The sequence below is a fragment of the Comamonas humi genome (assembly GCF_054782535.1).
Genome location: NZ_BAAGSH010000010.1, coordinates 93,557 through 115,410 on the forward strand (window position 1 = coordinate 93,557; position 21,854 = coordinate 115,410).

General features: G+C 66.5%; 23 protein-coding genes. 12 read left to right on the forward strand and 11 right to left on the reverse strand.

Annotated elements, in window-relative coordinates:
* Positions 1 to 16 precede the first annotated feature (16 nt).
* The 7 genes from ACYVKR_RS13140 to ACYVKR_RS13170 all read left to right on the forward strand — a co-directional run bounded on the left by ACYVKR_RS13140 (position 17) and on the right by ACYVKR_RS13170 (position 3,568).
* Entirely contained in the window at positions 17 to 580 is a 564-nt protein-coding gene (locus tag ACYVKR_RS13140) for an RNA polymerase sigma factor (RefSeq protein ID WP_460481359.1), read from the forward strand.
* On the forward strand, positions 577 to 1,032 hold the full coding sequence (locus ACYVKR_RS13145) for a DUF3619 family protein (protein ID WP_460481360.1): 456 nt from the start codon (positions 577 to 579) through the stop codon (positions 1,030 to 1,032). The genes ACYVKR_RS13140 and ACYVKR_RS13145 overlap by 4 nt, the downstream gene beginning before the upstream one ends.
* 74 nt (positions 1,033 to 1,106) lie before the next feature.
* Positions 1,107 to 1,904 carry a DUF3106 domain-containing protein gene (locus ACYVKR_RS13150; protein ID WP_460481361.1) on the forward strand — a complete coding sequence of 266 codons (798 nt, stop codon included), beginning with the start codon at positions 1,107 to 1,109 and terminating at the stop codon, positions 1,902 to 1,904.
* A gap of 82 nt (positions 1,905 to 1,986) precedes the next feature.
* A complete protein-coding gene (locus ACYVKR_RS13155) occupies positions 1,987 to 2,445 on the forward strand; it encodes an RDD family protein (protein WP_460481389.1) in 459 nt (152 codons plus the stop codon).
* Positions 2,446 to 2,494: 49 nt separating this feature from the next.
* Positions 2,495 to 2,902, forward strand: coding sequence for a diacylglycerol kinase (locus tag ACYVKR_RS13160; protein WP_460481362.1), 408 nt, complete (start codon positions 2,495 to 2,497; stop codon positions 2,900 to 2,902).
* Positions 2,899 to 3,513, forward strand: coding sequence for an LOG family protein (locus tag ACYVKR_RS13165; protein WP_460481363.1), 615 nt, complete (start codon positions 2,899 to 2,901; stop codon positions 3,511 to 3,513). Before ACYVKR_RS13160 ends, ACYVKR_RS13165 begins: the two co-directional genes overlap by 4 nt.
* Complete coding sequence (locus ACYVKR_RS13170; RefSeq protein WP_460481390.1) at positions 3,494 to 3,568, forward strand: (2Fe-2S)-binding protein; 75 nt, start codon at positions 3,494 to 3,496, stop codon at positions 3,566 to 3,568. The genes ACYVKR_RS13165 and ACYVKR_RS13170 overlap by 20 nt, the downstream gene beginning before the upstream one ends.
* A 41-nt stretch (positions 3,569 to 3,609) precedes the next feature.
* Here the strand turns inward: ACYVKR_RS13170 and ACYVKR_RS13175 are convergent, their stop codons facing one another.
* Both ACYVKR_RS13175 and ACYVKR_RS13180 read right to left on the reverse strand, forming a co-directional pair.
* Positions 3,610 to 3,948 carry a P-II family nitrogen regulator gene (locus tag ACYVKR_RS13175; protein WP_460481364.1) on the reverse strand — a complete coding sequence of 113 codons (339 nt, stop codon included), beginning with the start codon at positions 3,946 to 3,948 and terminating at the stop codon, positions 3,610 to 3,612.
* Between the two features lie 58 nt (positions 3,949 to 4,006).
* On the reverse strand, positions 4,007 to 5,659 hold the full coding sequence (locus tag ACYVKR_RS13180) for a glutamine-dependent NAD(+) synthetase (protein ID WP_460481365.1): 1,653 nt from the start codon (positions 5,657 to 5,659) through the stop codon (positions 4,007 to 4,009).
* An 80-nt stretch (positions 5,660 to 5,739) separates the two neighbouring features.
* Here ACYVKR_RS13180 and ACYVKR_RS13185 point away from each other — a divergent pair, with 80 nt between their 5' ends.
* Complete coding sequence (locus tag ACYVKR_RS13185) at positions 5,740 to 6,933, forward strand: GNAT family N-acetyltransferase (RefSeq protein ID WP_460481366.1); 1,194 nt, start codon at positions 5,740 to 5,742, stop codon at positions 6,931 to 6,933.
* A 127-nt stretch (positions 6,934 to 7,060) separates the two neighbouring features.
* Positions 7,061 to 7,246 carry a CsbD family protein gene (locus ACYVKR_RS13190; protein ID WP_460481367.1) on the forward strand — a complete coding sequence of 62 codons (186 nt, stop codon included), beginning with the start codon at positions 7,061 to 7,063 and terminating at the stop codon, positions 7,244 to 7,246.
* A gap of 124 nt (positions 7,247 to 7,370) precedes the next feature.
* Here ACYVKR_RS13190 and ACYVKR_RS13195 read toward each other — a convergent pair whose 3' ends face one another.
* The gene (locus tag ACYVKR_RS13195) at positions 7,371 to 8,021 is read right to left on the reverse strand and encodes an SNARE-associated domain-containing protein (protein ID WP_460481368.1); all 651 of its coding nucleotides are present in this window, start codon (positions 8,019 to 8,021) and stop codon (positions 7,371 to 7,373) included.
* A 102-nt stretch (positions 8,022 to 8,123) separates the two neighbouring features.
* Here ACYVKR_RS13195 and mutL point away from each other — a divergent pair, with 102 nt between their 5' ends.
* Positions 8,124 to 10,085: a DNA mismatch repair endonuclease MutL gene (gene mutL / locus ACYVKR_RS13200; RefSeq protein WP_460481369.1), complete on the forward strand. Its 1,962-nt coding sequence runs from the start codon at positions 8,124 to 8,126 to the stop codon at positions 10,083 to 10,085.
* On the opposite strand, the gene ACYVKR_RS13205 is transcribed toward mutL, so the two are convergent.
* Positions 10,065 to 11,171 (reverse strand): glycosyltransferase, encoded by a 1,107-nt coding sequence (locus tag ACYVKR_RS13205; protein WP_460481370.1) that lies wholly within the window; start codon positions 11,169 to 11,171, stop codon positions 10,065 to 10,067. The two genes, mutL and ACYVKR_RS13205, sit on opposite strands and share 21 nt — an antisense overlap.
* An 894-nt stretch (positions 11,172 to 12,065) precedes the next feature.
* Here ACYVKR_RS13205 and ACYVKR_RS13210 point away from each other — a divergent pair.
* A complete protein-coding gene (locus tag ACYVKR_RS13210) occupies positions 12,066 to 12,206 on the forward strand; it encodes a hypothetical protein (RefSeq protein WP_460481371.1) in 141 nt (46 codons plus the stop codon).
* 163 nt (positions 12,207 to 12,369) lie between these two features.
* Here ACYVKR_RS13210 and ACYVKR_RS13215 read toward each other — a convergent pair whose 3' ends face one another.
* The 3 genes from ACYVKR_RS13215 to ACYVKR_RS13225 all read right to left on the reverse strand — a co-directional run bounded on the left by ACYVKR_RS13215 (position 12,370) and on the right by ACYVKR_RS13225 (position 14,718).
* Positions 12,370 to 12,849: a hypothetical protein gene (locus ACYVKR_RS13215; protein WP_460481372.1), complete on the reverse strand. Its 480-nt coding sequence runs from the start codon at positions 12,847 to 12,849 to the stop codon at positions 12,370 to 12,372.
* Between the two features lie 589 nt (positions 12,850 to 13,438).
* Positions 13,439 to 14,233 (reverse strand): collagen-like triple helix repeat-containing protein, encoded by a 795-nt coding sequence (locus tag ACYVKR_RS13220; protein WP_460481373.1) that lies wholly within the window; start codon positions 14,231 to 14,233, stop codon positions 13,439 to 13,441.
* 47 nt (positions 14,234 to 14,280) lie between these two features.
* Complete coding sequence (locus tag ACYVKR_RS13225; RefSeq protein ID WP_460481374.1) at positions 14,281 to 14,718, reverse strand: hypothetical protein; 438 nt, start codon at positions 14,716 to 14,718, stop codon at positions 14,281 to 14,283.
* 438 nt (positions 14,719 to 15,156) lie between these two features.
* Here ACYVKR_RS13225 and ACYVKR_RS13230 point away from each other — a divergent pair, with 438 nt between their 5' ends.
* Positions 15,157 to 16,461: an NAD(P)/FAD-dependent oxidoreductase gene (locus ACYVKR_RS13230; RefSeq protein ID WP_460481375.1), complete on the forward strand. Its 1,305-nt coding sequence runs from the start codon at positions 15,157 to 15,159 to the stop codon at positions 16,459 to 16,461.
* Positions 16,462 to 16,587: 126 nt separating this feature from the next.
* Here the strand turns inward: ACYVKR_RS13230 and ACYVKR_RS13235 are convergent, their stop codons facing one another.
* The 4 genes from ACYVKR_RS13235 to ACYVKR_RS13250 form a co-directional block, all read right to left on the reverse strand.
* A complete protein-coding gene (locus ACYVKR_RS13235) occupies positions 16,588 to 18,147 on the reverse strand; it encodes an efflux MFS transporter permease (RefSeq protein ID WP_460481376.1) in 1,560 nt (519 codons plus the stop codon).
* Positions 18,148 to 18,166: 19 nt separating this feature from the next.
* Positions 18,167 to 19,396, reverse strand: coding sequence for an HlyD family secretion protein (locus tag ACYVKR_RS13240; RefSeq protein ID WP_460481377.1), 1,230 nt, complete (start codon positions 19,394 to 19,396; stop codon positions 18,167 to 18,169).
* 66 nt (positions 19,397 to 19,462) lie between these two features.
* Entirely contained in the window at positions 19,463 to 20,938 is a 1,476-nt protein-coding gene (locus ACYVKR_RS13245) for an outer membrane factor lipoprotein domain-containing protein (protein WP_460481378.1), read from the reverse strand.
* Complete coding sequence (locus tag ACYVKR_RS13250; protein WP_460481379.1) at positions 20,938 to 21,543, reverse strand: MarR family winged helix-turn-helix transcriptional regulator; 606 nt, start codon at positions 21,541 to 21,543, stop codon at positions 20,938 to 20,940. The genes ACYVKR_RS13245 and ACYVKR_RS13250 overlap by 1 nt, the downstream gene beginning before the upstream one ends.
* Positions 21,544 to 21,854: the final 311 nt, after the last annotated feature.

A 21,854-nucleotide genomic window follows, 5' to 3' on the forward strand; every position in this document is an offset into this window, starting at 1 on the left:
CTAGGCTTGACTGAGATTGGCTACTGAAAGAGAACTCTCCGACTTCCTCAAAAGCGTTGAAAAGCGAGCTTTCAAGCGCTCGCTTTTTCATGTGCGCGACGAGGATGCGGCCTTGGACATCGTGCAGGACAGCATGCTCAAGCTGGCCGAGCACTATGGCGACAAGCCGCCCGAGGAGCTGCCCATGCTGTTCCAGCGCATCCTGTCCAACAGCACGCTGGACTGGTTCCGCCGCCAGAAGACGCGCAACGCCATCTTCAGCAACATGAGCGACTTCGAGCGGCCGGACGACGATGGCGACTTCGATCTGCTCGAGACGTACAATGCCTCCTCAGGCGAGACCGAGCAGAGCGCCGAGGACCATACCCGCCGGGTACAAACACTTGCACTGATCGAAAAAGAGATACAAGAGTTGCCAGCGCGTCAACGCGAAGCGTTTCTCATGCGTTACTGGGAAGAGATGGACATTGCAGAGACTGCTGCAGCCATGGGTTGTTCCGAAGGGAGCGTCAAGACCCATTGCTTCCGTGCCATCCAAACCCTGAGCAAAGTGCTCAAGGCCAAAGGAATCGTGCTATGAACCGCAACCAACCAACTTTTTCTCAGACCGTCAGCGCCGACGCATTCGCCCGTCGCCTTGCAGCACGCCTGACGGAAGGTGAATCCGAACTCGGATACGACATCTCCGAGCGGTTGCGAGCGGCCCGCGAACAGGCCCTGGCCCGCCGCAAGGTGGTGGCCGAGCCCGCGATCGCCCGCCACCCGGCGCCGGAGACTGCCTCCGCGATCTCGGGCGTGCGCAAATGGTGGCGAGCGGCCGTGTCCGCCGTGCCACTGGGCGCGCTGATGGCCGGCCTGGTCTTCTTCAACGGCGTGCAGGCCGACGAAGGCGCCAGCGAAATGGCCGCATTCGATGCCACGCTACTTGCTGACGAACTGCCTCCCAGCGCCTATACTGATCCTGGATTTGCCCAGTATCTGAAAAACGCGATGGTGGCGCAGCCCGCCGCCAAGTCTGTTGACAAGCATTGAGACACGATCAGCCCGCCCCAACACCTGAAGAGAGTCCCAGGTCTCCCCTGATTCTCACCACGACAGCCAGCATCTTGCTGGCTGCTTTCGCTATGGGCGGCTTCTGGGCCGTCTCGCACTCCAGCAATATCTACGGCAGCGCGCCGACGGACTGGGTCAGCGCCCCCACCACGATCCGTGGCGGCACGCCGCGCGCTGGTGAAGGCCCCGGCTGGGACAGCCTGGATGCGGACGAGCAGAAAGTCCTCGAGCCGCTGGAGGCCCACTGGGACCTGATCAGCGAGCCGCAAAAGCGCCGCTGGATCCTGATTGCCGACAGCTTCGACGATTTCTCGGCCGACGAGCAGGCCCGCATCGGCGAGCACATGAAGGAATGGGCCAAGCTGGGCCTGCGCGAGCAGAGCCAGGCGCGGCTCAACTATTCGAACATCAACAGCCTCTCGCCGGAGCGCAAGCGCGAACTCTGGGAGGAGTACCAGGCCCTGAGCGCACGCGAGCGCAAGCGCCTAGCCCAGGTCGGCCTGCACACGCCCGGCGTGGCGCTGGCGCTGCGCTCCAGCTCCAAGGCCTCGTCGCGCCTGGCCAAGATCCCGGCCGCGGCCATCAATCCCAACCGCGCCAACCCGCCCAAGATCCTGCCGCCGCCGGAGATCAAGATCCAGTCCCGCCCGCCGGTGACCACGGTGGAGATCGGCGCGCCGGCTCCGTTGCCGCCTTCTGGCAGCAGCCCGGCCAGCCCGCCGCCTCCGCCACCACCGCCCCCGGTGGAAACCTCGCCGGTGCAGACGCCGGGGTCGGTGACACCGACGCCGCTGCCTCCCGCCAGCCACCAGGGCGCCTCCGCCGAGCTGTCCTATGGCGAAGGCTCCTGAGCAGCCCATGCAAGAACCAAGCATCACCCTGCGTCCTGAAGCAGGCGCACCCGCACTGCAGGCGCCCGGGCTGGCGCGGCGCATGGCGTGCTGGCTGTACGAGGGCATGCTGCTGTTCGGCGTGGTGTTCATCGCCGGCTACCTCTACGGCACGCTGAGCCAGACCCGCAACGCCATGGACAACCGCCATGGCCTGCAACTGTTCCTGTTTGTCGTCTTCGGCATCTATTTCGGCTGGTTCTGGCACAAGGGCCAGACCCTGGCGATGAAGACCTGGCACATCCGCGTGGTGGACCGGCAGGGCCGGCCGCTGAGCCAGTTGCGCGCCTTTGGCCGCTATTGCCTGAGCTGGCTGTGGTTCCTGCCGCCGCTGCTCGTCACCCTGCCCTTCCACCTGCCAGTGCTCGAAACCTTCGTGCTGCTGGTCGGCTGGATTGCCGTCTGGGCGCTGGCCAGCCGCCTGCATCCGCAGCAGCAGTTCTGGCATGACGCGCTGGCAGGCACCTGTTTGGTGCAGAATCTGCCTGTTGTGAAGAAGTAGCAAGCGCTACCAGCTATATAAGCCATAGCAACCGGCTGCATTTCCTCCTATGTCCCGCCCGCCAACTCCCGATCCCTACGCCCAGGTCAACCCGCAGAAGGCCCGCACCGGCCTGAGTCGTATCTGGCACGCTGCCGGCTATTCCGTGGCCGGGCTTAAGGCAGCCTGGCGCGAGAAGGCCTTCCGCCAGGAGGTGCTGGCCGCCGTGGTGATGCTGCCCGCCGCCGCCTGGCTGGCGCGCGACTGGCGCGAATGGGCGCTGCTGGCCGCGCCGGTGGTGCTGGTGCTGGTGGTCGAGCTGCTCAACAGCGCGGTCGAAGCCGCCATCGACCGCTTCGGCCCCCAGTGGCACGAGTTGTCCAAGAACGCCAAGGACATGGGCAGCGCCGCGGTGCTGCTGTCCATCCTCCTGTGCGCCGCCGTCTGGGGCGCGGCGCTTTACGAGAGATTTGCATGAACTCCCCCTCTACTTCCCCCAACGTGCCGGCATTTTCCATCTGCGTCTATTGCGGCTCGCGCCCGGGCAACGACCCGCTGTATGCGCAGGCCGCGCAGGCGGTGGGCCACTGGATCGGCCAGCATGGCGGCCAGCTGGTCTATGGCGGCGGCAAGACCGGCCTGATGGGCACGGTGGCCCATGCAGCGCGCGAAGCCGGCGGCCGTGTGGTCGGCATTATTCCCCAGGCGCTGGTCGACAAGGAGCTGGCCAACGAGCTGTGCGACGAGTTGCACGTGGTTGGCACCATGCATGAGCGCAAGGCCTTGATGGCCGAGCGCAGCGATGCCTTCGTGGCCCTGCCCGGCGGCATCGGCACCTTCGAGGAGCTGTTCGAGGTCTGGACCTGGCGCCAGCTCGGCTACCACGACAAGCCCATCGGCCTGCTCAACGCCGGCGGCTACTACGACAGCATGCTGCAGTTCCTGCAGCAGTGCGTGGGCCATGGTTTCATGGGCGAATGGCAGATGGGGCTGATCGAGGCCCATGCCGAGGTGCCGCTCCTGCTGGCCCGGATGGTGGAGAACGCCGGCCTGAGCGCCGTCTCGGACGATCTGCGCAAGCTGCTGTAGGCGCGACAAGATCCCCCCACATGAAAAATGCGCCCCAGAGGCGCATTTTTTATAGCAGCTCGCGCTTGCTGCACAAGCGCTAGAGGCTGTTTTGGCTTAAACCGCGGCTTCGTCCAGGTCGCCGGTGCGGATGCGGATCACGCGCTGCACTTCGGTGACGAAGATCTTGCCATCGCCGATCTTGCCGGTGCGCGCGGCGTTGACCACGGCATCGACGCAGCGGTCCACGTCCTCTTCCTTGACCACCACCTCGATCTTCATCTTGGGCAGGAAGTCGACCACGTACTCGGCGCCGCGGTACAGCTCGGTATGCCCCTTCTGGCGGCCAAAGCCCTTGACCTCGCTCACCGTCAGACCGGTCACGCCCACTTCGGCCAGCGCCTCACGCACTTCGTCGAGCTTGAACGGCTTGATAACGGCGGTAATCATCTTCATGGAAACACTCCTGGAATTTGCGAAAGGGCGGATTGGCCTATTGTGGCATGGGCAGGCATCAGCCCCGGAAGCGGTTGGTGATCGGATAGCGCCAGTCGCGCCCGAAGCCGCGCTCGGACAGGCGCGGCCCCACGGCCGCCTGGCGGCGCTTGTACTCATTGATGCGGATCAGGCGCACCACGCGCTCCACGTCGGCGCGCGCGTAGCCGGCCTGCACGATGGGCTCGATGCCCTCGTCCTGCTCCATGTAGCGCACGATGATCGCGTCCAGCACCTCGTAGGGCGGCAGGCTGTCCTGGTCCTTCTGGTCGGGGCGCAGCTCGGCGCTGGGCGGGCGGGTGATGATGCGCTCGGGGATGGGATCGCGGCCGGTGCCGTACGGATCGTTTGCATTGCGCCAGCGCGCCAGCTCGAACACCCGGGTCTTGAGCACGTCGCGCAGCACCGCGAAGCCGCCGGCCATGTCGCCGTACAGCGTGCAGTAGCCGGTGGCCATCTCGCTCTTGTTGCCGGTGGTCAGCACGATGGTGCCGAACTTGTTGGACAGCGCCATCAAGAGCGTGCCGCGGATGCGCGCCTGCAGGTTCTCCTCGGTCGTGTCCTCGGCACGGCCGGCGAAGTCGGCGGCCAAGGCGGCCTTGAAGCCCTCGAACATGGGCGCGATCGAGATCTCTTCGTAGTGCACGCCCAGGCGCTCGGCCATCTCGCGGGCGTCGATCCAGCTGATGTCGGCGGTGTAGGGCGACGGCATCATCACCGTGCGCACCTTGTCGGCCCCCAGCGCATCGACGGCGATCGCCAGCACCAGCGCCGAGTCGATGCCGCCTGAGAGGCCCAGCACCGCGCCGGGAAAGCCGGTCTTGCCCAGATAATCGCGCACCGCCAGCACCAGCGCGTGCCAGAGCTGGCTGTTGGTGTCGCCCTGCGGGGTGATGGTGCTACTCAATTTGATAGCAGCCTGCGCTTGATCCACTTGCACCAGCAGCAGATTTTCTTCAAAACCCGGGGCCCGCGCCGCCACGCTGCCGTCGGCCTGCAGCGCGAACGAGTGGCCGTCGAACACCAGCTCGTCCTGCCCGCCCACCAGGTGGGCGTAGACCATGGGCAGGCCGGTTTCGCGCACGCGCTCAGCCATCACGGCCTCGCGCTGCTGCGGCTTGTCGATGTGGAAGGGCGAGGCATTGATGACCGCCAGCAGCTGCGCTCCGGCCTGCTGCGTGCTGCGCGCGGCCTCGGGCCACCAGGCGTCCTCGCAGATCAGCAGGCCGACGCGCACGCCGTCAACCTCGAACACGCAGGGCTGGTCGCCGGTGGCGAAATAGCGCTCCTCGTCGAATTCGCGATAGTTGGGCAGCGCGCGCTTGTAGTAGGTGGCAAGCACGGCGCCATCGCGGACCACGCTGGCGGCGTTGTAGCACAGCGGCCTGCCCTGCCCCGACGCCCGCACCGGGTGGCCCACGACCAGCGTCAGCCCCGGCCACTGGGTGGAAGCCTGCACCACGCTGGCCAGCGCGGCATCGCACTCGTCCAGGAACGACGGCCGCTGGTACAGGTCCTCGGCGGCATAGCCGCATACACCCAGCTCGGGCGTGAGCAGCAGCCTGGCGCCCTGCCCCGCGGCCTGCGCGGCCGCCTCCACCATCTTGCGGGCATTGCCCTGCATATCGCCCACCACCAGGTTCAGCTGGGCCACGGCTATTGCGAAAGTCATCGTGCCATCCATCCGATTTCGTCCAGCGCAGGACTATCGCATAAATCCTGGGGCCGATTGGCATCGGCACAATACCTTCCATGCCAACGATCACCGCGCATGTGCACGACCGCATGCAGTCCATCGACGCCGCCGCCTGGAACCGGCTGTGGCGCGCCGCGCCGCATGCCACGCCCTTCATGCGCCACGAATACCTGCTGGCACTGGAGGAAAGCGGCAGCGTGGCCCCCGACACCGGCTGGCAACCCTGCCATGTCACGCTGCAGCGGGACGGCACGCTGGTGGCCGCCTGCCCGCTGTACCTGAAGACGCACTCCTACGGCGAATACGTGTTCGACTTTGCCTGGGCCCGCGCCTACGCCGAGCACGGCCTGGCCTACTACCCCAAGGCGGTGGTCGCCGTGCCCTTCACCCCCGTGCCGGGCAGCCGGCTGCTGGCCGAGGGCGACGAACTGCGCGGCCAGCTGCTGCGCGCGGCGCTGCAATTCTGCGAATCGCAGGGCATCTCGTCGCTGCATCTGCTGTTCGGCAGCGCGGCCGACCTGCAGACGGCCGAGGCCGCCGGCCTGATGCAGCGGCAGACGGTGCAGTTCCACTGGAGCAACCGCCATGTCCACGGCGCGGCCGCGCCGTACCGCGACTTCGACGACTTCCTGGCCGAGCTGCAGCAGGACAAGCGCAAGAAGATCCGCCAGGAGCGCCGCAAGGTGGCCGAGGCCGGCGTGCGCTTCCGCCACGCCCGCGGCCAGGACATCAGCGCCGCCGACTGGCAGTTCTTCTACCAGTGCTACGAGCGTACCTACCTGGAGCATGGCAATCCACCCTACCTGACGCCCGCCTTCTTCGAGGCCATGGCGGCGCACATGGCCGGCAACTGGCTGCTGTTCGTGGCCGAGCGCGACGGCCAACCCATCGCCAGCAGCCTGATCGCCATCGACGAGGACAGCGCCGCCCCAGCCGCGGCAACAGCAGCAACGGCCTATGGCCGCTACTGGGGCGCGCTGGAGCGCGTGGACTGCCTGCATTTCGAGGCCTGCTACTACCAGCCGCTCGAGTGGTGCATCGCCCAGGGCTTTGGCCGCTTCGAGGGCGGCGCCCAGGGTGAGCACAAGATGGCCCGGGCGCTGCTGCCCACCGTCACGCCCAGCGCGCACTGGCTGGCCCACCCCGGCTTTGCCGAGGCCGTGGAGCGCTTTCTCGACCGCGAGGGCGACGGCATGCAGCACTACCTGCAGACGCTGCAGCAGGCCACGCCGTTCAAGCACGGCGCCTGAAATGTAAGCAGGCATTGCGCTGTCGGCCAGGCCGCACAGCAGCGTGCCGCGCTGGCCGACACCCGCAGGCCGCCGCTCGCGGAACAATCAAGCCATCGTTTCACGCAACCGAACGAAAGGAGCTCGGATGAACAAGGACCAGGTCGCAGGCAAGATCAAGGACGTGGCCGGCGGGGTGCGGGCCACCGTGGGCCGGGCCATCGACAGCCCGACGGAAGTGGCCAAGGGCAAGGCGCTGGAGGTCGAAGGCAAGCTGCAGAAAGCGGCGGGCGACATCAAGGAAGCCGTCAAGGATGCGACGAAGAAGCCCTGACAAATTGACACGCTCGCACACACAATCTTCGGGTTTCGGACGCCGGGCTCATGCAAGATGAGCCCCATCGATACCGCAACGAACCCCTCCTTGGCCAGCAGCATGCTGGCCTCTTTTTTGCCTGTCAGGCAGCGGTTTTCTCGTTCTTGCCCGCGCGCCAGGCGCCCCAGATGGCCAGCAGGCCGGGGATCAGGATCAGTCCCCAGATGATCTTTTCCAGGTGCTGCTTGACCAGTGGCAGGTTGCCGAAGAAGTAGCCGGCCGTGCAGATGCCCAGCACCCAGACCAGCGCACCCAGGAGGTTGTAGGCCACGAACTTGCCGCGACTCATGCGCGCCACGCCCGCCACGAAAGGCGCAAAGGTGCGGATGAAAGGCATGAAGCGCGCCAGCACCACGGTGATGCCGCCGTAGCGCTCGTAGAACGCATGCGCCTTGTCGAAGGCCTTGCGGTTGAACCAGCGCGAGTTCTCCCACTGGAACACCTTGGGCCCGAGGTGGTGGCCGATCTGGTAGTTGCACTGATCGCCGAGGAAGGCCGCCACCAGCAGTACCGCCACCGCCAGCGGGAACTCCATCAGCCCCGCGCCGCACAGCGCGCCCACGATGAAGAGCAGCGAATCGCCCGGCAGGAAGGGCATCACCACCACGCCGGTCTCGACGAACACGATGGCGAACAGCAGCGCATACACCCACATGCCGTAGCTCGCGACAAAAGCCTCCAGGTACTTGTCGACATGCAGGATGAAGTCGATCAACAACGAAACATATTCCAACGAAATCTCCTTCAAAACCAATACAGACAAGCGCCAGCAGCTACATATTTTGCATATCCACGGCCGCTGCAGGCTGGCTACTCTACTCTAGAATCCCGCTCCATGACGACCGAAACCGATCTTGCCACGCCGGCCGTGGCCGAGCGCCGCCCCATCCAGGACCTGCCCGACGAACTGGTCAGCCAGATCGCCGCGGGCGAGGTGGTGGAGCGCCCCGCCTCGGTGGTGCGCGAGCTGGTGGACAACGCGCTCGACGCCGGCGCCAGCAGCATCACCGTGCGGCTGATGGCCGGCGGCGTGCGCCTCATCACGGTGGAGGACGACGGCTGCGGCATCCCGCAGGGCGAGCTGGCGATCGCGCTGCGCCGCCACGCCACCAGCAAGATCCGCAACCTGCACGACCTGGAATCGGTGGCCACCATGGGCTTTCGCGGCGAGGCGCTGGCCGCCATTGCCTCGGTGTCCGAAATGGGCGTGCTCTCGCGTCCGGCCGACCAGGACGGTGCCTGGCTGCTCGACGCGCGCAGCGGCGAGCTGCGGCCGGCCGCGCGCCAGGTTGGCACCACCATGGAGGTCAAGGAGCTGTTCTTCAGCACGCCGGCGCGGCGCAAGTTCCTCAAGAGCGACGCGACCGAGCTGGCCCACTGCATCGAGGCCGTGCGCCGCCATGCGCTGGCCCGGCCCGAGGTCGGCTTCGCCATCTGGCACGAAGGCAAGCTGGTGGAACAGTGGCGCGCCACCCTGCAGCCGGATGAGCTGCAGGGCGACGAGGCCGAGCGCAACGCCATCTACGACCGCGCGCTGGAGCGCCGCCTGGCCGATGTGCTGGGGCAGGAGTTTCTGGAGCAGTCCATCGCCGTGCACTACCGCGCCGGCCCGGTGGTGGTGCGCGGCCGCGCCGGCCTGCCCGATGCCGCCCGTTCGCGCGCCGACCAGCAGTTCTGCTATGTGAATGGCCGCTTCGTGCGCGACAAGGTGCTCACCCATGCCGCCCGCGCCGCCTACGAGGACGTGCTGCACGGCCAGCGCCAGCCCGTCTACGCGCTCTACCTGAGCATCGACCCGATGCGCGTGGACGTGAACGTGCACCCCACCAAGATCGAGGTGCGCTTCCGCGATAGCCGCGAAGTCCACCAGGCCGTGCGCCACGGCGTGGAAAACGCCCTCGCCGCCCCGCGCGCGCAGGCGCTCGCGGCCGCCGGCGAAGCCGCTGCTGCGCCGGTGAATATGGAGTCAAATCCGGCTCCAGCGCCCATCTGGCAAGCGCAGACAGCTATGCATTTTGATAGCCCCCGCGCCAGCGACTCGCGCCTGGCATTGGATCAAGCCGCCGTGCTGTGGGGCACGCCCGTGGCTGCGGCCCCGACGTCTGCGCCAGCACTCGCCCCTGCCGCGCAGGAGCCAGCGGCCTCTTGGAGCGTGGACCCGCAGCCAACCATCCCGGCACCGGCAGCTGCATCATCGGCTGCCGCCGAACCCTGGCCGCTGGGCCGGGCCGTGGCACAGATCCACGGCGTCTACATCCTGGCCGAGAACGCCCAGGGCCTGGTGATCGTGGACATGCATGCCGCGCACGAGCGCATCGTCTACGAGCGGCTCAAGGGCCAGATGCAGGGCGACAACGCCATCGCCAGCCAGCCGCTGCTGATCCCCGCCACCTTCGCCGCCACGCCGCAAGAAGTGGCCTGCGCCGAAGAGCACCAGGCCACGCTGCTGCAGCTGGGGCTGGAGATCGCCCCCTTCTCGCCCAAGACCCTGGCCGTGCGCGCCACGCCCACCACGCTGGCCCAGGGCAACCCGGTGGAACTGGCGCGCAACGTGCTGGCCGAACTGGCCCAGCACGACGCCAGCACCGTGGTGCAGCGCGCGCAGAACGAAATCCTCGCCACCATGGCCTGCCACGGCGCGGTGCGCGCCAATCGCCAGCTCACCATCGACGAAATGAACGCCCTGCTGCGCGACATGGAGCGCACCGAGCGCTCGGACCAGTGCAACCATGGGCGGCCGACCTGGCGGCAGCTGAGTATGCGGGAGCTGGATGGATTATTTCTGCGCGGGCGCTAGCTGGCCCAGCGCAAACTGCCGGTTTGCCTCCACCCGGGCACGCTGCGATTCGGGCAGCACCGGATTGGCGAGCAGTTGCTCGCACAGGCGCAGGCTCTCCTGGTATTCGCCCACGTAGTAGGCGGCAATCGACAGCTCGTCCCAGCGCATCCAGTGATAACCGGCCTTCTCGACGAACAGGCGGTCGTCCGGCATGGGCAACTTACAGGCCTGGCCGGCGTACAGATAAGCGAGCGCGAAACGCTGCTGGCCCCGCATCACCCGGGCCAGATCAACCAGCGGTTCGGCACGCTGCACGCGCAGCTCGAACGCGGCCAGATAGCTTTGTTGCACCACGGCAAGCGGGCTGCCCAGGCGCTCTTCAAGCCGTGCGGCCTCCAGCGCGGCACGCCACTGCTCTTCATACCAGCCCCCCATGGCCATGCGCTGGCGGTAGGCTTCGAGCGCCTGTTGCAATTCACCGGCATCGCGCAGGCTTTGCGCCATGTAGAAGGCATAGCGTGCATTGTCCGGTTCGCGCTGCAGCGCCGCGCGCAGCACGGCGGCGTCCTTCTTGTACTTGTCCGGGTCGCGTGAGCGCGCGCCCTCCCGGGTGCTCAGGATGTGCAGGCCCTCCAGCAACGGGGTCGAAGCTGCCGGCGGCGTGGAGTCAGGGTACTCGTGCAACACCCCGACCCAGCGCCACTGCAGCCGGGTCGAGACCAAAGCAGAGCGGGTGTACTGCATCTGCTCCGACACCAGCATCAGCGCATAGGCATCGGCATCCAGCGCGGGCCAGGCAAACCCAGGCTGCGGCACAAAGCTGTCGTCCGCATCCATGAACAGCAGGTAGTCCGCGCCAGACGCATAGGCCAGCGCCGCTGCCTCGCTGCGGTTGTGGCCGAAGTCGCGCCAGGGCCGTTGGTGCAGTTTGCCGGGAATGCCCGCCATCGCCGCCTCGATCCTGGCCATGGTGTCGTCGCTGGAACCGGTATCCACGATCACCCAGGAGTCTACGTAGGGGCGCACCAAGGACAGGCAGCGCTCGATGACGGCGCTTTCGTCCTTGACGATCATGTTCAGGCAGATGCGGGGGCGAGAAGGCATGGCACCGATGGCCCGCAAATCCTGCAGGCGTATGAAATAGACATAAAAAAAGACCCCGGAGCGCGGGGTCTTCCTGAGTGTGAACGATCTTACTGGACCTTCAGGCATACCGCATGGTAAGTCACGGACCAGTTGCCGGAACCAAAGCTTCGGGTAAGCGTAGTAATCCAAGCATTGCTGCCAGAATCAGGATAACTGTCCGTGATGTACGTATTGTCCTCGCCCGTGGTCGCACCACCACCAATGACCTTGTAGCCGGCATCGCACGCCACACTGCTCGACTTCGGATTAGTGCCGGTGCTCACAGTGTTGTTCTTGTAAACCACCGCCGAACTGGCGACCGAACCAGAAGGGCCGGTCGGGCCCGTGGCTCCCGTCGGGCCAATCCCGCCAGTGTCCCCCTTCGGACCTTGCGCGCCTGGAGCACCTGGCACGCCTTGCGGACCAACGGCACCCACCGCGCCATTCGCCCCTGCAGGACCGGTAGCCCCCGTGGCACCGATCGGACCCGTAGCACCCGTGGGACCGGCGGAGCCTGTGGTACCGGCAGGACCCGTTGCGCCGGTAGACCCTGTTGCACCGGCAGGACCTGCTACGCCAGTAGCACCGGCGGCCCCCGTGGCACCGATCGGGCCAGTAGCGCCCGTTGCACCGGCCGGGCCTGTTGCACCGGCAGGGCCTGCTGCACCCGTTGCACCCGTTGCCCCAGCGGGACCAGTTGCTCCGGTGGCCCCTGTTGCACCCGTTGCACCCGTTGCACCCGTTGCACCAGTGGATCCTGTTCCGCCGGCACCCGTTGCTCCGGTAGCACCCGTCGCGCCCGTGGCCCCTGTCGGCCCGGTGGGGCCGGTTGCGCCAGTGGCACCCGTCGGCCCTGCAGGCCCCGTAGCTCCCGTGGGACCCGTTCCGCCCGTGGGGCCGGCATCCACCGACAGCTTGCCCGTGCCATCGGCCTTCACAAACCCGCCCGCCGACAGCGACGGCACCACCACGCCATTCGTGCTGAAGCTGGTGATGGTGGTCGAGCCCTGCTGAATCACCACCCCGTCGGTGCCCGACATGGTGGCGGGAGCGGCATGGGCTGCGCCCAACGCCAGCAGGCTGGCGAGCAAGGGGCTGACGGTGCGAAGAGAGGAGATGTGCTTTTTCATGATCGAGGTTTCCTGCGTATTTCGGTGTGTTCGGTAAAGAGGAGGCATCAGGCCTGGCGGCGCTTGCCCAGCCAGCGCCGCGCCAGCGGGGCTGCGCCCAGCAGCAGGCCCATCAGCGCCAGGCCCAGCGGGCTGTTGGCCGGCACCGGCGTGGCCACCGGCGGCTGTGTCGGCACGTTGCTGCCGCCGCAGGTGGGCGATGGCACGAAGGTGCTGGTGCCCCGGTTGAAGGTGCCGTTGTTCTGCACATTGCTCTGGGCCGCATCGAAGCTCGCGTTGCCCGCATTGAGCACCCCGCCCGCGCCGATGATGATCTTGTTCACGCTCTGGAACGTGGCGCCGTTGGCGTTCAGCGTGCCGTTGACGATCAGGTCCCCGCATTGCAGGTTCATGGCCCCGTCCCACGTGAACGTGGTCTCGGCCGGCACCGTGTAGCCCTGCGCGTGCACCGCGCCTGCACAGGCCAGGCCCGCCATCCAGACCAAACAGGCAGCCTGTCGGCCCACCCTTCCCGATCGCTTGGGCATACCCGCCCCTCCTGAGTGCCTGCTTCGCATGGTGAAGTTTACCTTCTGTTAATAATTTAACAAATCAACACAATTGCATTCTAGCGCGATTTCTTAAATTTGGAACAAATTGTTAATTTAATGACATTTAGATAACAAATTGCTCCTAGACACCGAAATCGCCTGCATTCTTTTGGTTCGAATCGACGGTTGATCCCGATGTAGGAAGCACTGATTGCTACATTTATTGAAATATGTAACCAAGCGCATTCGAAGCTTAGAGGCCGCAATCCCGGCTGTCTATGGCACAGATGTACTAGTCTCAGGCTGGTGCAACGGGCTTGATCCAGGCCGCGCACGGGCTGGCAGCTATTCGCTCGCCCACGGCCTGGGTCGACGATTCGCCAATTAACCAAGGCTGCGAGCCCAACCGTGGTTTGGGACATAGGTATCCCGCAAGCCGGGCTGAGGCCAATTGGTTGACTGCTATCCCCCGGGAGTTAGCAGAGCGGTGTCTGCAAGAAACTCACCGTGGCTGCAAGAAAAATGCCGCACAAGGCGGCATGGTGGCAAGACTAGGCAGAGCAGGCCTTACGGTCTGCTCCACCTGTCAGGGTTGAGTGAGCAGCAGCGTCCAAGAGGTGATTCTCGTGACATCAGCCAAACCGGATGCAACCGCCTTGAGGCTGATGGCTTGGCCCGCAGCAATCGGAGCCGAATTGACTGCATGCGAGCAAGAAGTCGCGCTACCGCTGATGGCGCATTGCATGGAGGTATCGACACCATTTACCCTCACGGTAAAGGCATACGATTGACCACCACCAGGGTTATTGCTTGTCTTAACGCTCAAATTCTTCAGCGTGCCGCCAACGGGCATCACAAAGCTGTAGGCATCGGAAGAACTACCCGAACTCGCAATACCGACATACCTGGTCACAGGGGAACCAAAAGCTCCGCTGATTGCATCATCTCCGGAACTCCCGAGGACCGGCACATTGCTCGGGCCAGTGGGTCCCGTAGGACCAGTAGGCCCTGTAGCACCTGTGGGGCCCGCATCACCCATGGGCCCTGTATCGCCAGTGGCCCCCTGCGGGCCAGGTGCACCGGGTGCACCAGATGCTCCAGGCGCACCCGGATCTCCCGTAGCTCCCGTAGGCCCCACCGGCCCGGTCGAATCCACCGACAGCTTGCCACTGCCATCGGCCCTCACGAAACCGCCCGTCGGCCCCAGCGAAGGAATCGTCACGCCATTCGTGCTGAAGCTCGTGATGGTGGTCGAACCCTGCTGGATCACCACCCCGTCGGTGCCCGACATGGTGGCGGGAGCGGCGTGGGCTGCGCCCAACGCCAGCAGGCTGGCGAGCAAGGGGCTGACGGTGCGAAGAGAGGAGATGTGCTTTTTCATGATCGAGGTTTCCTGCGTATTTCGGTGTGTTCGGTAAAGAGGAGGCATCAGGCCTGGCGGCGCTTGCCCAGCCAGCGCCGCGCCAGCGGGGCTGCGCCCAGCAGCAGGCCCATTAGCGCCAGGCCCAGCGGGCTGTTGGCCGGCACCGGCGTGGCTGCCCGCGGCTCGGTCGGCACGTTGCTGCCGCCGCAGGTGGGCGATGGCACGAAGGTGCTGGTGCCCCGGTTGAAGGTGCCGTTGTTCTGCACATTGCTCTGGGCCGCATCGAAGCTCGCGTTGCCCGCATTGAGCACCCCGCCCGCGCCGATGATGATCTTGTTCACGCTCTGGAACGTGGCGCCGTTCGCGTTCAGCGTGCCGTTGACGATCAGGTCCCCGCATTGCAGGTTCATGGCCCCGTCCCACGTGAACGTGGTCTCGGCCGGCACCGTGTAGCCCTGCGCATGCACCGCTCCAGCGCAGGCCAGGCCCGCCAGGCAAGCCATGCTGGCTGCTTTCCGCCTCAACCCTGAACGCCCTGGCGCGCTCATGCCTGTTGGTGGTTTGGTTTGCATGGATTCAGATACCTTTTGTCGATAACCAATCAATTTGAATCAGTCGACATTCGGTGAAACGCCAACATCAAATAGATCAATTTGTGTTTTTTGAGACAGAGTGCAAACAAAAATGTCCTGCACTCCCGCTGCACCTGCCTTGCTTTCCGGATCGGATCAACTAACGGTGCTGATGCAGCCATGTCTGGCCGCTATGCTTTTGATATATGTAACCAAACGAATGTGAAGCTTAGATAGGCTTATTAACAATGTCCATGGGACATTTGTACTAATCGGATGCACTTCGGCACCTGGTTTGCGCGCCCTGGCCGGCCAGGGGTGCGGGATGCGCTATCCTCGCCAGGACACTGCAATCCCAGGAGAAATTCCATGAGCGGCAAGCCCCCATCGCATCGTCTGGTGATCGTCGGAGGCGGCGTCGCCGGGCTGGAGATCACCAGCACGCTGGCGCGCCAGCGGCGCCTGCGGGGCGCGCTCGACGTGATCCTCGTGGACAGCGATTCGGCCCACGTGTGGAAGCCCATGCTGCACACGATCGCGGCCGGCACCAGCGACATCTCGCAGCAGCAGACCGCCTTCCTGGCGCAGGCGCGGCAGGCGGGCTTCACCTTCCAGCCGGGTGCGCTCGAGGGGCTGAACCGCACAACGCGCGAGATCCGGCTGGCGCCGCTGTATGCGCCCGACGGCCGGCTGCTGATCCCGGCGCGCGAGCTGAGCTACGACACCCTGGTCATCGCCATCGGCAGCGAGGCCAACGATTTCGGCACGCCCGGCGCCGCCGAGCACTGCTACCGCATCGACTCGCGCCAGCAGGCCGACGCCTTCCACGACGAGGTGCGGCTGCGCCTGCTGCAGTGCCTATCGCAGCAGTCCAAGCTGCGCATAGGCATCGTCGGCGGCGGGGCCACGGGCGTGGAGCTGGCGGCCGAACTGGTGCAGCTGGTGGAGAGCAGCGTGGGCTATGGCGCGCATGGGCTGCGCGAGCATGTGACCGTCACGCTGGTGGAGAGCGGGCCGCGCCTGCTGGCGGCGTTTCCCGAGGACATCTCGGCCGCCACCCGCACGCGGCTGGAGGCGCTGGGCATCCGCGTGCTGACGGAGGCCTTCGTGGGTGCGGTGGATGCCGAGGGTTTCGTGCTGAAAAGTGGCGAGCGCATTCCGGTGTCGCTGCCGGTGTGGGCCGCGGGCGTCAAGGCGCCGGACTTCCTGACGCGGCTCGACGGCCTGGCCACCAGCCCCAACAACCAGCTGGTGGTGCAGCCCTCGCTGCAGACCACAAACGATCCGCGCATCTACGCGGTGGGCGACTGCGCCAGCCTCACGCTGCCGGGCATGCAGCGCCCGCTGGGACCGACGGCGCAGGTCGCGCACCAGCAGGCGCAGCACCTGATCCGCTATCTGCCCGGCGCCATGCTGCAGGGCAAGCCGATCCCGGACTTCAAGAACCGCAACTTCGGCGCCGTCGTGTCGCTGGGCGAATATGACGCCTTCGCGTCGCTGGGCCAGTTCGGCTTTCTGGAGGGCACGACCATCCAGGGGCGCCTGGCGCAGCTCAGCCACGTGATGCTGTACCGCAGCCACCAGGCGCGGCTGCATGGCTTCTGGCGCGGCAGCCTGCTGTGGCTGGTGGATTACATCAACCAGCGGCTGCGCGGCTCGATACGGCTGGATTGAGTATTTCAGCCCTGCAAATATAGGAGCGCCTGGCGCTTGATGCAAAAGGACTTCAGATGGAAAACCATCTGAAGTCCTTTTATATTGAGCGCCAGCAGCTCTCTTTTTTGCAGTATAAAAATCCCGTCAATGCGCAGCCGAGGCCGCATCCGCGCCACCGCTGCCGCCGCGGTGGGCCAGCCACACCAGCGGGATCAGCAACAGGAACAGCATGGCCGAGGCCCAGAAGATGTCGTTGGCCGCGAGCATGAAAGCCTGCTGGTTGACCATGCGGTCGATCTGAGCCAGTGCCTGCTGCTGGCTCAGGCCGGCGGCCTGCAGGCCGTTCAGCGCGAGCTGCGTGGGGCCGTCGCCCAGGCTGATGTGCTCGGTCAGCTGCGCGTGGTGCAGGCTGGCGCGCCGCTCCCACAGCGTGGTCGAGATCGAGGTGCCCACGGCGCCGCAGGTGATGCGCACGAAGTTCGACAGCCCCGAGGCGCTGGCCATCTTCTCGGGCGGGATCTCGCTGAGCGTCAGCGTCATCAGCGGGATGAAGAAGCCGGCCATGGCCACGCCCTGGATGATGGTGGGGATCATGATCGTGCCCAGGTCCACCTGGGTGCTGAAGCGCGAACGCATCCACAGCACCAGCGCGAACACCAGGAAGGCCGCCGTGGCGTAGCGGCGCGGGTCGACCTTGTGGATGGTCTTGCCCACCACCGGCGACAGCACGATGGCCAGCAGGCCCACCGGCGCCATCACCATGCCGGCGTCGGTGGCGGTGTAGCCCATGAACTGCTGCAGCCACAGCGGCAGCAGCACCACGTTGCCGAAGAACAGCCCGTAGCCCACCGAGATGGCCAGCGTGCCGGCCCAGAAGTTGCGGTTCTTGAACAGGCGCAGGTCCACCACCGGGTGCTTGTCGCCCAGCTCCCAGACCAGGAAGTACAGGAAGCCGACCGTGGCCACCGCCGCACAGCCCACCACCAGGGCCGACTGGAACCAGTCGTGCTCCTTGCCGATGTCGAGCATGATCTGCATGGCCGACACCCACACCACCAGCAGCCCGAGGCCGATGCCGTCGATGGGCAGCGACTGGCGCGGCGTGTCGCGGTGGCGGAAGATGCTCCAGGTGGCCACCACGGCCAGCACGCCCACCGGGATGTTGATGTAGAAGATCCACGGCCAGCTCATGTTGTCGGTGATCCAGCCGCCCAGCAGCGGCCCCATCACCGGTGCGATCAGCGTGGTCATCGACCAGAAGGCCATGGCCGTGCCCGCCATGGCCTTGGGGTAGCTGGCCAGCAGCAGCGACTGCGACAACGGGATCATCGGCCCCGCGACGAAGCCCTGCAGCACGCGGAAGGCGATCAGCAGCGTCATGTTCGGCGCCAGGCCGCACAGCCAAGACGAGACCACGAACAGCAGCACGCTGAGCATGAACAGCCGCACCTGGCCAAAGCGCATCGACAGCCAGCCGGTCAGCGGCACCGAGACCGCATTGGCCACCGCAAAGCTGGTGATGACCCAGGTGCCCTGGTTGGTGCTGACGCCCAGGTCGCCCGCGATGGCGGGCAGCGAGACGTTGGCGATCGACGAGTCGAGCACGTTCATGAACACGGCGGCCGACAGCGCCACCGTGCCCAGCGCACGCGCCGAGCCTTCGAGCGGCGGATGCGGCAGCGCAGCCTGGTTGGGAGAAGCCATATGCTTTCCGCCCGCGCGCTTACAGGCGCTTGCCCGCGTTGTCAGCGATCACCTGGGCGATCACGGCGTCGGCGCCCTTGTCCTGCGCGGTGTACACGCTGGTCTGGGCCAGCGGCTCCTTGCGCGGCACTTCGGCCAGCAGCTTGCCGTCCTGGTTGCGGATGTCCACGTCCACCAGCATCGACAGGCCCACGCGCAGCGGGTGCTCGTCGAGCTGCTTGGGGTCGAGCGCGATGCGCACCGGCACGCGCTGCACCACCTTGATCCAGTTGCCGGTGGCGTTCTGCGCCGGCAGCAGCGAGAAGGCCGCGCCCGTGCCCACGCCGAGGCCCTCAATGGTGCCGGTGTACTCCACCTTCTTGCCGTACAGGTCGGCCACCAGCTTGGCCGGCTGGCCCAGGCGCAGGTTGCGCAGCTGGTTTTCCTTGAAGTTGGCCTCCACCCACAGCGCATGCATGGGCACCACCGTCATCAGCGGCGTGCCGGGTGCCACGCGCTGGCCCACCTGCACCGGGCGTTTGCCCACCACGCCGTCCACCGGCGAGACCAGGGCCGAGCGCTGCTGGGCGAGGTAGGCCTCGCGCAGCTTGGCCGCGGCGGCCTGCACGTTCGGATGGTCGGGGATGGCGATGCCATCGGTCAGCGACTGGTTGCTGGCGAGCTGCTCGCGCGCGGTCTTCACGGCGGCCTGCGCGGCCGCCAGCGCGGCCTTGGCGGCATCGGCCTGGCTTTGCGCGTGGCTCAGCTCCTCCTTCGACACCGCGCCGTTGCCCGACAGGGACTGGCGGCGCTTCAAGTCGCTGGCCGCGCGGTCCACGTCGTTGCGGGCCTTGGTCACCTCGGCCTCGCGCAGCGCGATCTGCGCGTTCAGCGAGCCGTTGTTCACGTACAGCGTGCGCACCTGGCGCACGGCCTGGGCCAGGTTGGCCCGGGCCTGCTCGAAGGCCACGTTGGCATCGGCCGGATCGAGCCGCACCAGCACCTGGCCTTCCTTCACGTAGTCGGTCTCGTCGGCCATGATGGCCTGCACCGTGCCCGCGGTCTGCGGCGTGATCTGCACGATGTTGCCCTGCACGTAGGCGTTGTCGGTTTCCTCGAAGTGGCTGCTGACCACCCAGTCGTAGGCGCCGTAGGCGGCGCCGGCGATCACGACCAGCGCGGTCAGGCGCACCAGCCATTTCTTGCGGCTCGGCGGCTCCGATGCGGGAGCGGCTGCCGGGCTGGCGGGGTTCGATGCGTTGTTGGACATGTTGGATTCCGTGCGAAGTGTTTTTTGCAAAGTTATGGATGGATTCGCGGATGCCGTCAGCCGCCTTTAGTTGCCGTGTGCGGCCACCTGAGCCGTGGCAGGAGCAGCGTCGACGTAGCCGCCGCCCAGCGCCTGGGCCAGCGCGGCATGGCTGGTGAGGATGCGGGCCTGCAGGTCCACCGCCAGGCGGCGCTGCTGCAGCACATTGGTTTCGGCCGACAGCACGTTGAGGTAGGTGCCCAGCCCGGCGGCGTAGCGCTGGCGGGCCAGTTCGTAGGCGCCCTGCGCGGCCTGCGCCGCGGCGCCCTGGTCGTCCTGCTGCGCCAGCGCCGACTTCACGCCGACGAGCTGGTCGGCCACGTCGTGCACGGCCTCGATCACCGCCTGGTTGTAGCTCTCCACGGCCGCGTCGTAGTCAGCCGACTTGCCGCGCAGGTTGGCGCGCAGCCGCCCGGCGTCGAAGATCGGCAGGCTCAGCGCCGGGCCCACGCCCCACTGGCGGCTGCTGCCCTGGATGAAATTGTCCAGCCCCAGGCTCGACAGGCCGACGAAGGCCGTGAGGTTGATGTCCGGGTAGAACGCCGCCTTGGCCGCGGCGATGTCGTGCTGCGTGGCCTCGACGCGCCAGCGCGCGGCCACCACATCAGCACGGCGGCCCAGCAGGTTGGCGGGCAACTGCTGCGGCAGTGCCGGCAGCTTCAGCGCGGCCAGCGGCGAGGCACTGATCGCATCCGCACCGGCCGGCTTGCCGAGCAAGGCGGCCAGCGCGTTGCGCGCGAGCTGCTTCTGCTCGCGCACCTGGGCGAGCTGCACACGGGCCTCGGGCACGCCGCCCTCGCTCTGGCGCACTTCCAGGCGCGTGTCCAGGCCGGCGTCGTAGCGGTCGCGCACCAGCTTGAGCGTGTCGCTGCGCTGCTCGATCGCGCGCTCGGCCACCTGCTCCTGCTCCTGCAGCCGGGCCAGCTGCACATAGGTCTGCACGATGCGGCTGGCCAGCAGCACGCGCGCAGCATCGCGGTCGGCCTCGGCCGCGCGGGCGCCGCCCACGGCGGCTTCGAGCAGCGCACGCTCTTTGCCAAACAGGTCCAGCGACCAGCGGGCATCCAGTTGCGCCGAGGCCAGGGTCTGGTTCGAGCCGCCCAGCGGCGGCGGGTAGATGCTGTTGGCGCTGAAGTGCTGGCGCGTGACGCTGCTCTGGCCGCTGACCTGGGGCAGCTCGTTGGCATGGGCCGACTGCACCGCGGCCGCAGCCTTGGCGATGCGCGCCTGGGCGATCTTCAGCGAGGGGCTGTCGGCCAGCGCCTCAGCCACATAGCGGTCAAGCCGCTCGTCGCCCAGCTGCGTCCACCACTGCGCGTCGACGGCCGAGACCTGCGCGGCCTGGTCGGCGGGCGAAGGACCGGCGAGGCCCAGCGTCTCGGGCGTGCGCAGCTGCGCCGTGGTCTGGATGCCGCTCATGTCGGCGCATCCGGCCAGCGCGAGGCAGGCAAGCGCCACGGCGCCCACGGCAGGCCACGACTTCAAGGGGTTGTCGAGCTTCATCAATCTTCCTTCTCTGGATTCGGGTTGCGGCCGGCGCAGGGCGAGCCGACCTGCCAGGTGCCGTCGGCGTTGAGCTTCATGGGCAGCAGCTCGGCATTGCAGTGCACGGTCTGCGGCAGCGCGGTATAGACGCGCAGCAAATAGCCCTGGAACTGCTGGCGCTCCTCGGCGCTCAGCGGGCTCAGCACGTCCTGGTTCACGCCCTTGACGATGTCCGGCAGCTGCACGGCGCAGCGCTGGCCCTCAGGCGTCAGGCGCAAGCGCACCACGCGGCGGTCGGTGGTGGAGCGCTCGCGCTCGATGATGCCCTTGTCGACCAGGCGGTCGATCATGCGCGTCATCGCGCCGGGCGACTGCATGCAGTTGCGCGCCAGCTCGGCCGCGGTCTGCGCGCGGCCGGCGGCCAGGTGCAGCACCGGCATCCATTGCGCCTGCGTCAGCCCCAGCGGCTCCATGCGCCGGTCCACCTCGGCCCGCGCCATCACGGTGACGATGCGCATCAGCCAGCAGTGGTAGTCCATGGCATTCAGCGGAGGCGGCGCGCAGGCGCCGGTGCCCGGGGCATCGTCGGGCTCGGACGGTGAAATACTTGCTTGGTCAATCATGGCAGATGAAATTACTTCCTAGGCAATTATTAAGCACGCAACTGCATCCGGGAAGCCGGCCGCGGAAAGGCCCTGATGGCGGCGAATGAATAGGCGCTGTCACGCGCTTGACACCCGTCCGACAGGCCAATTTGGTGCAGCCAGCGCACCAAATTGGCCTGAAATGCGGCCATTCATGACGGATTGGTTGCAAGTCTTCTGATGCAAATATCTATGCATGCCGGCATAACATTTCGGCATAATGATGCGTTTTGGTGCGTTGCGCACCACTGTTGTGCATCCCGGAGACGATCCGGTTTTCTCTGAATTTC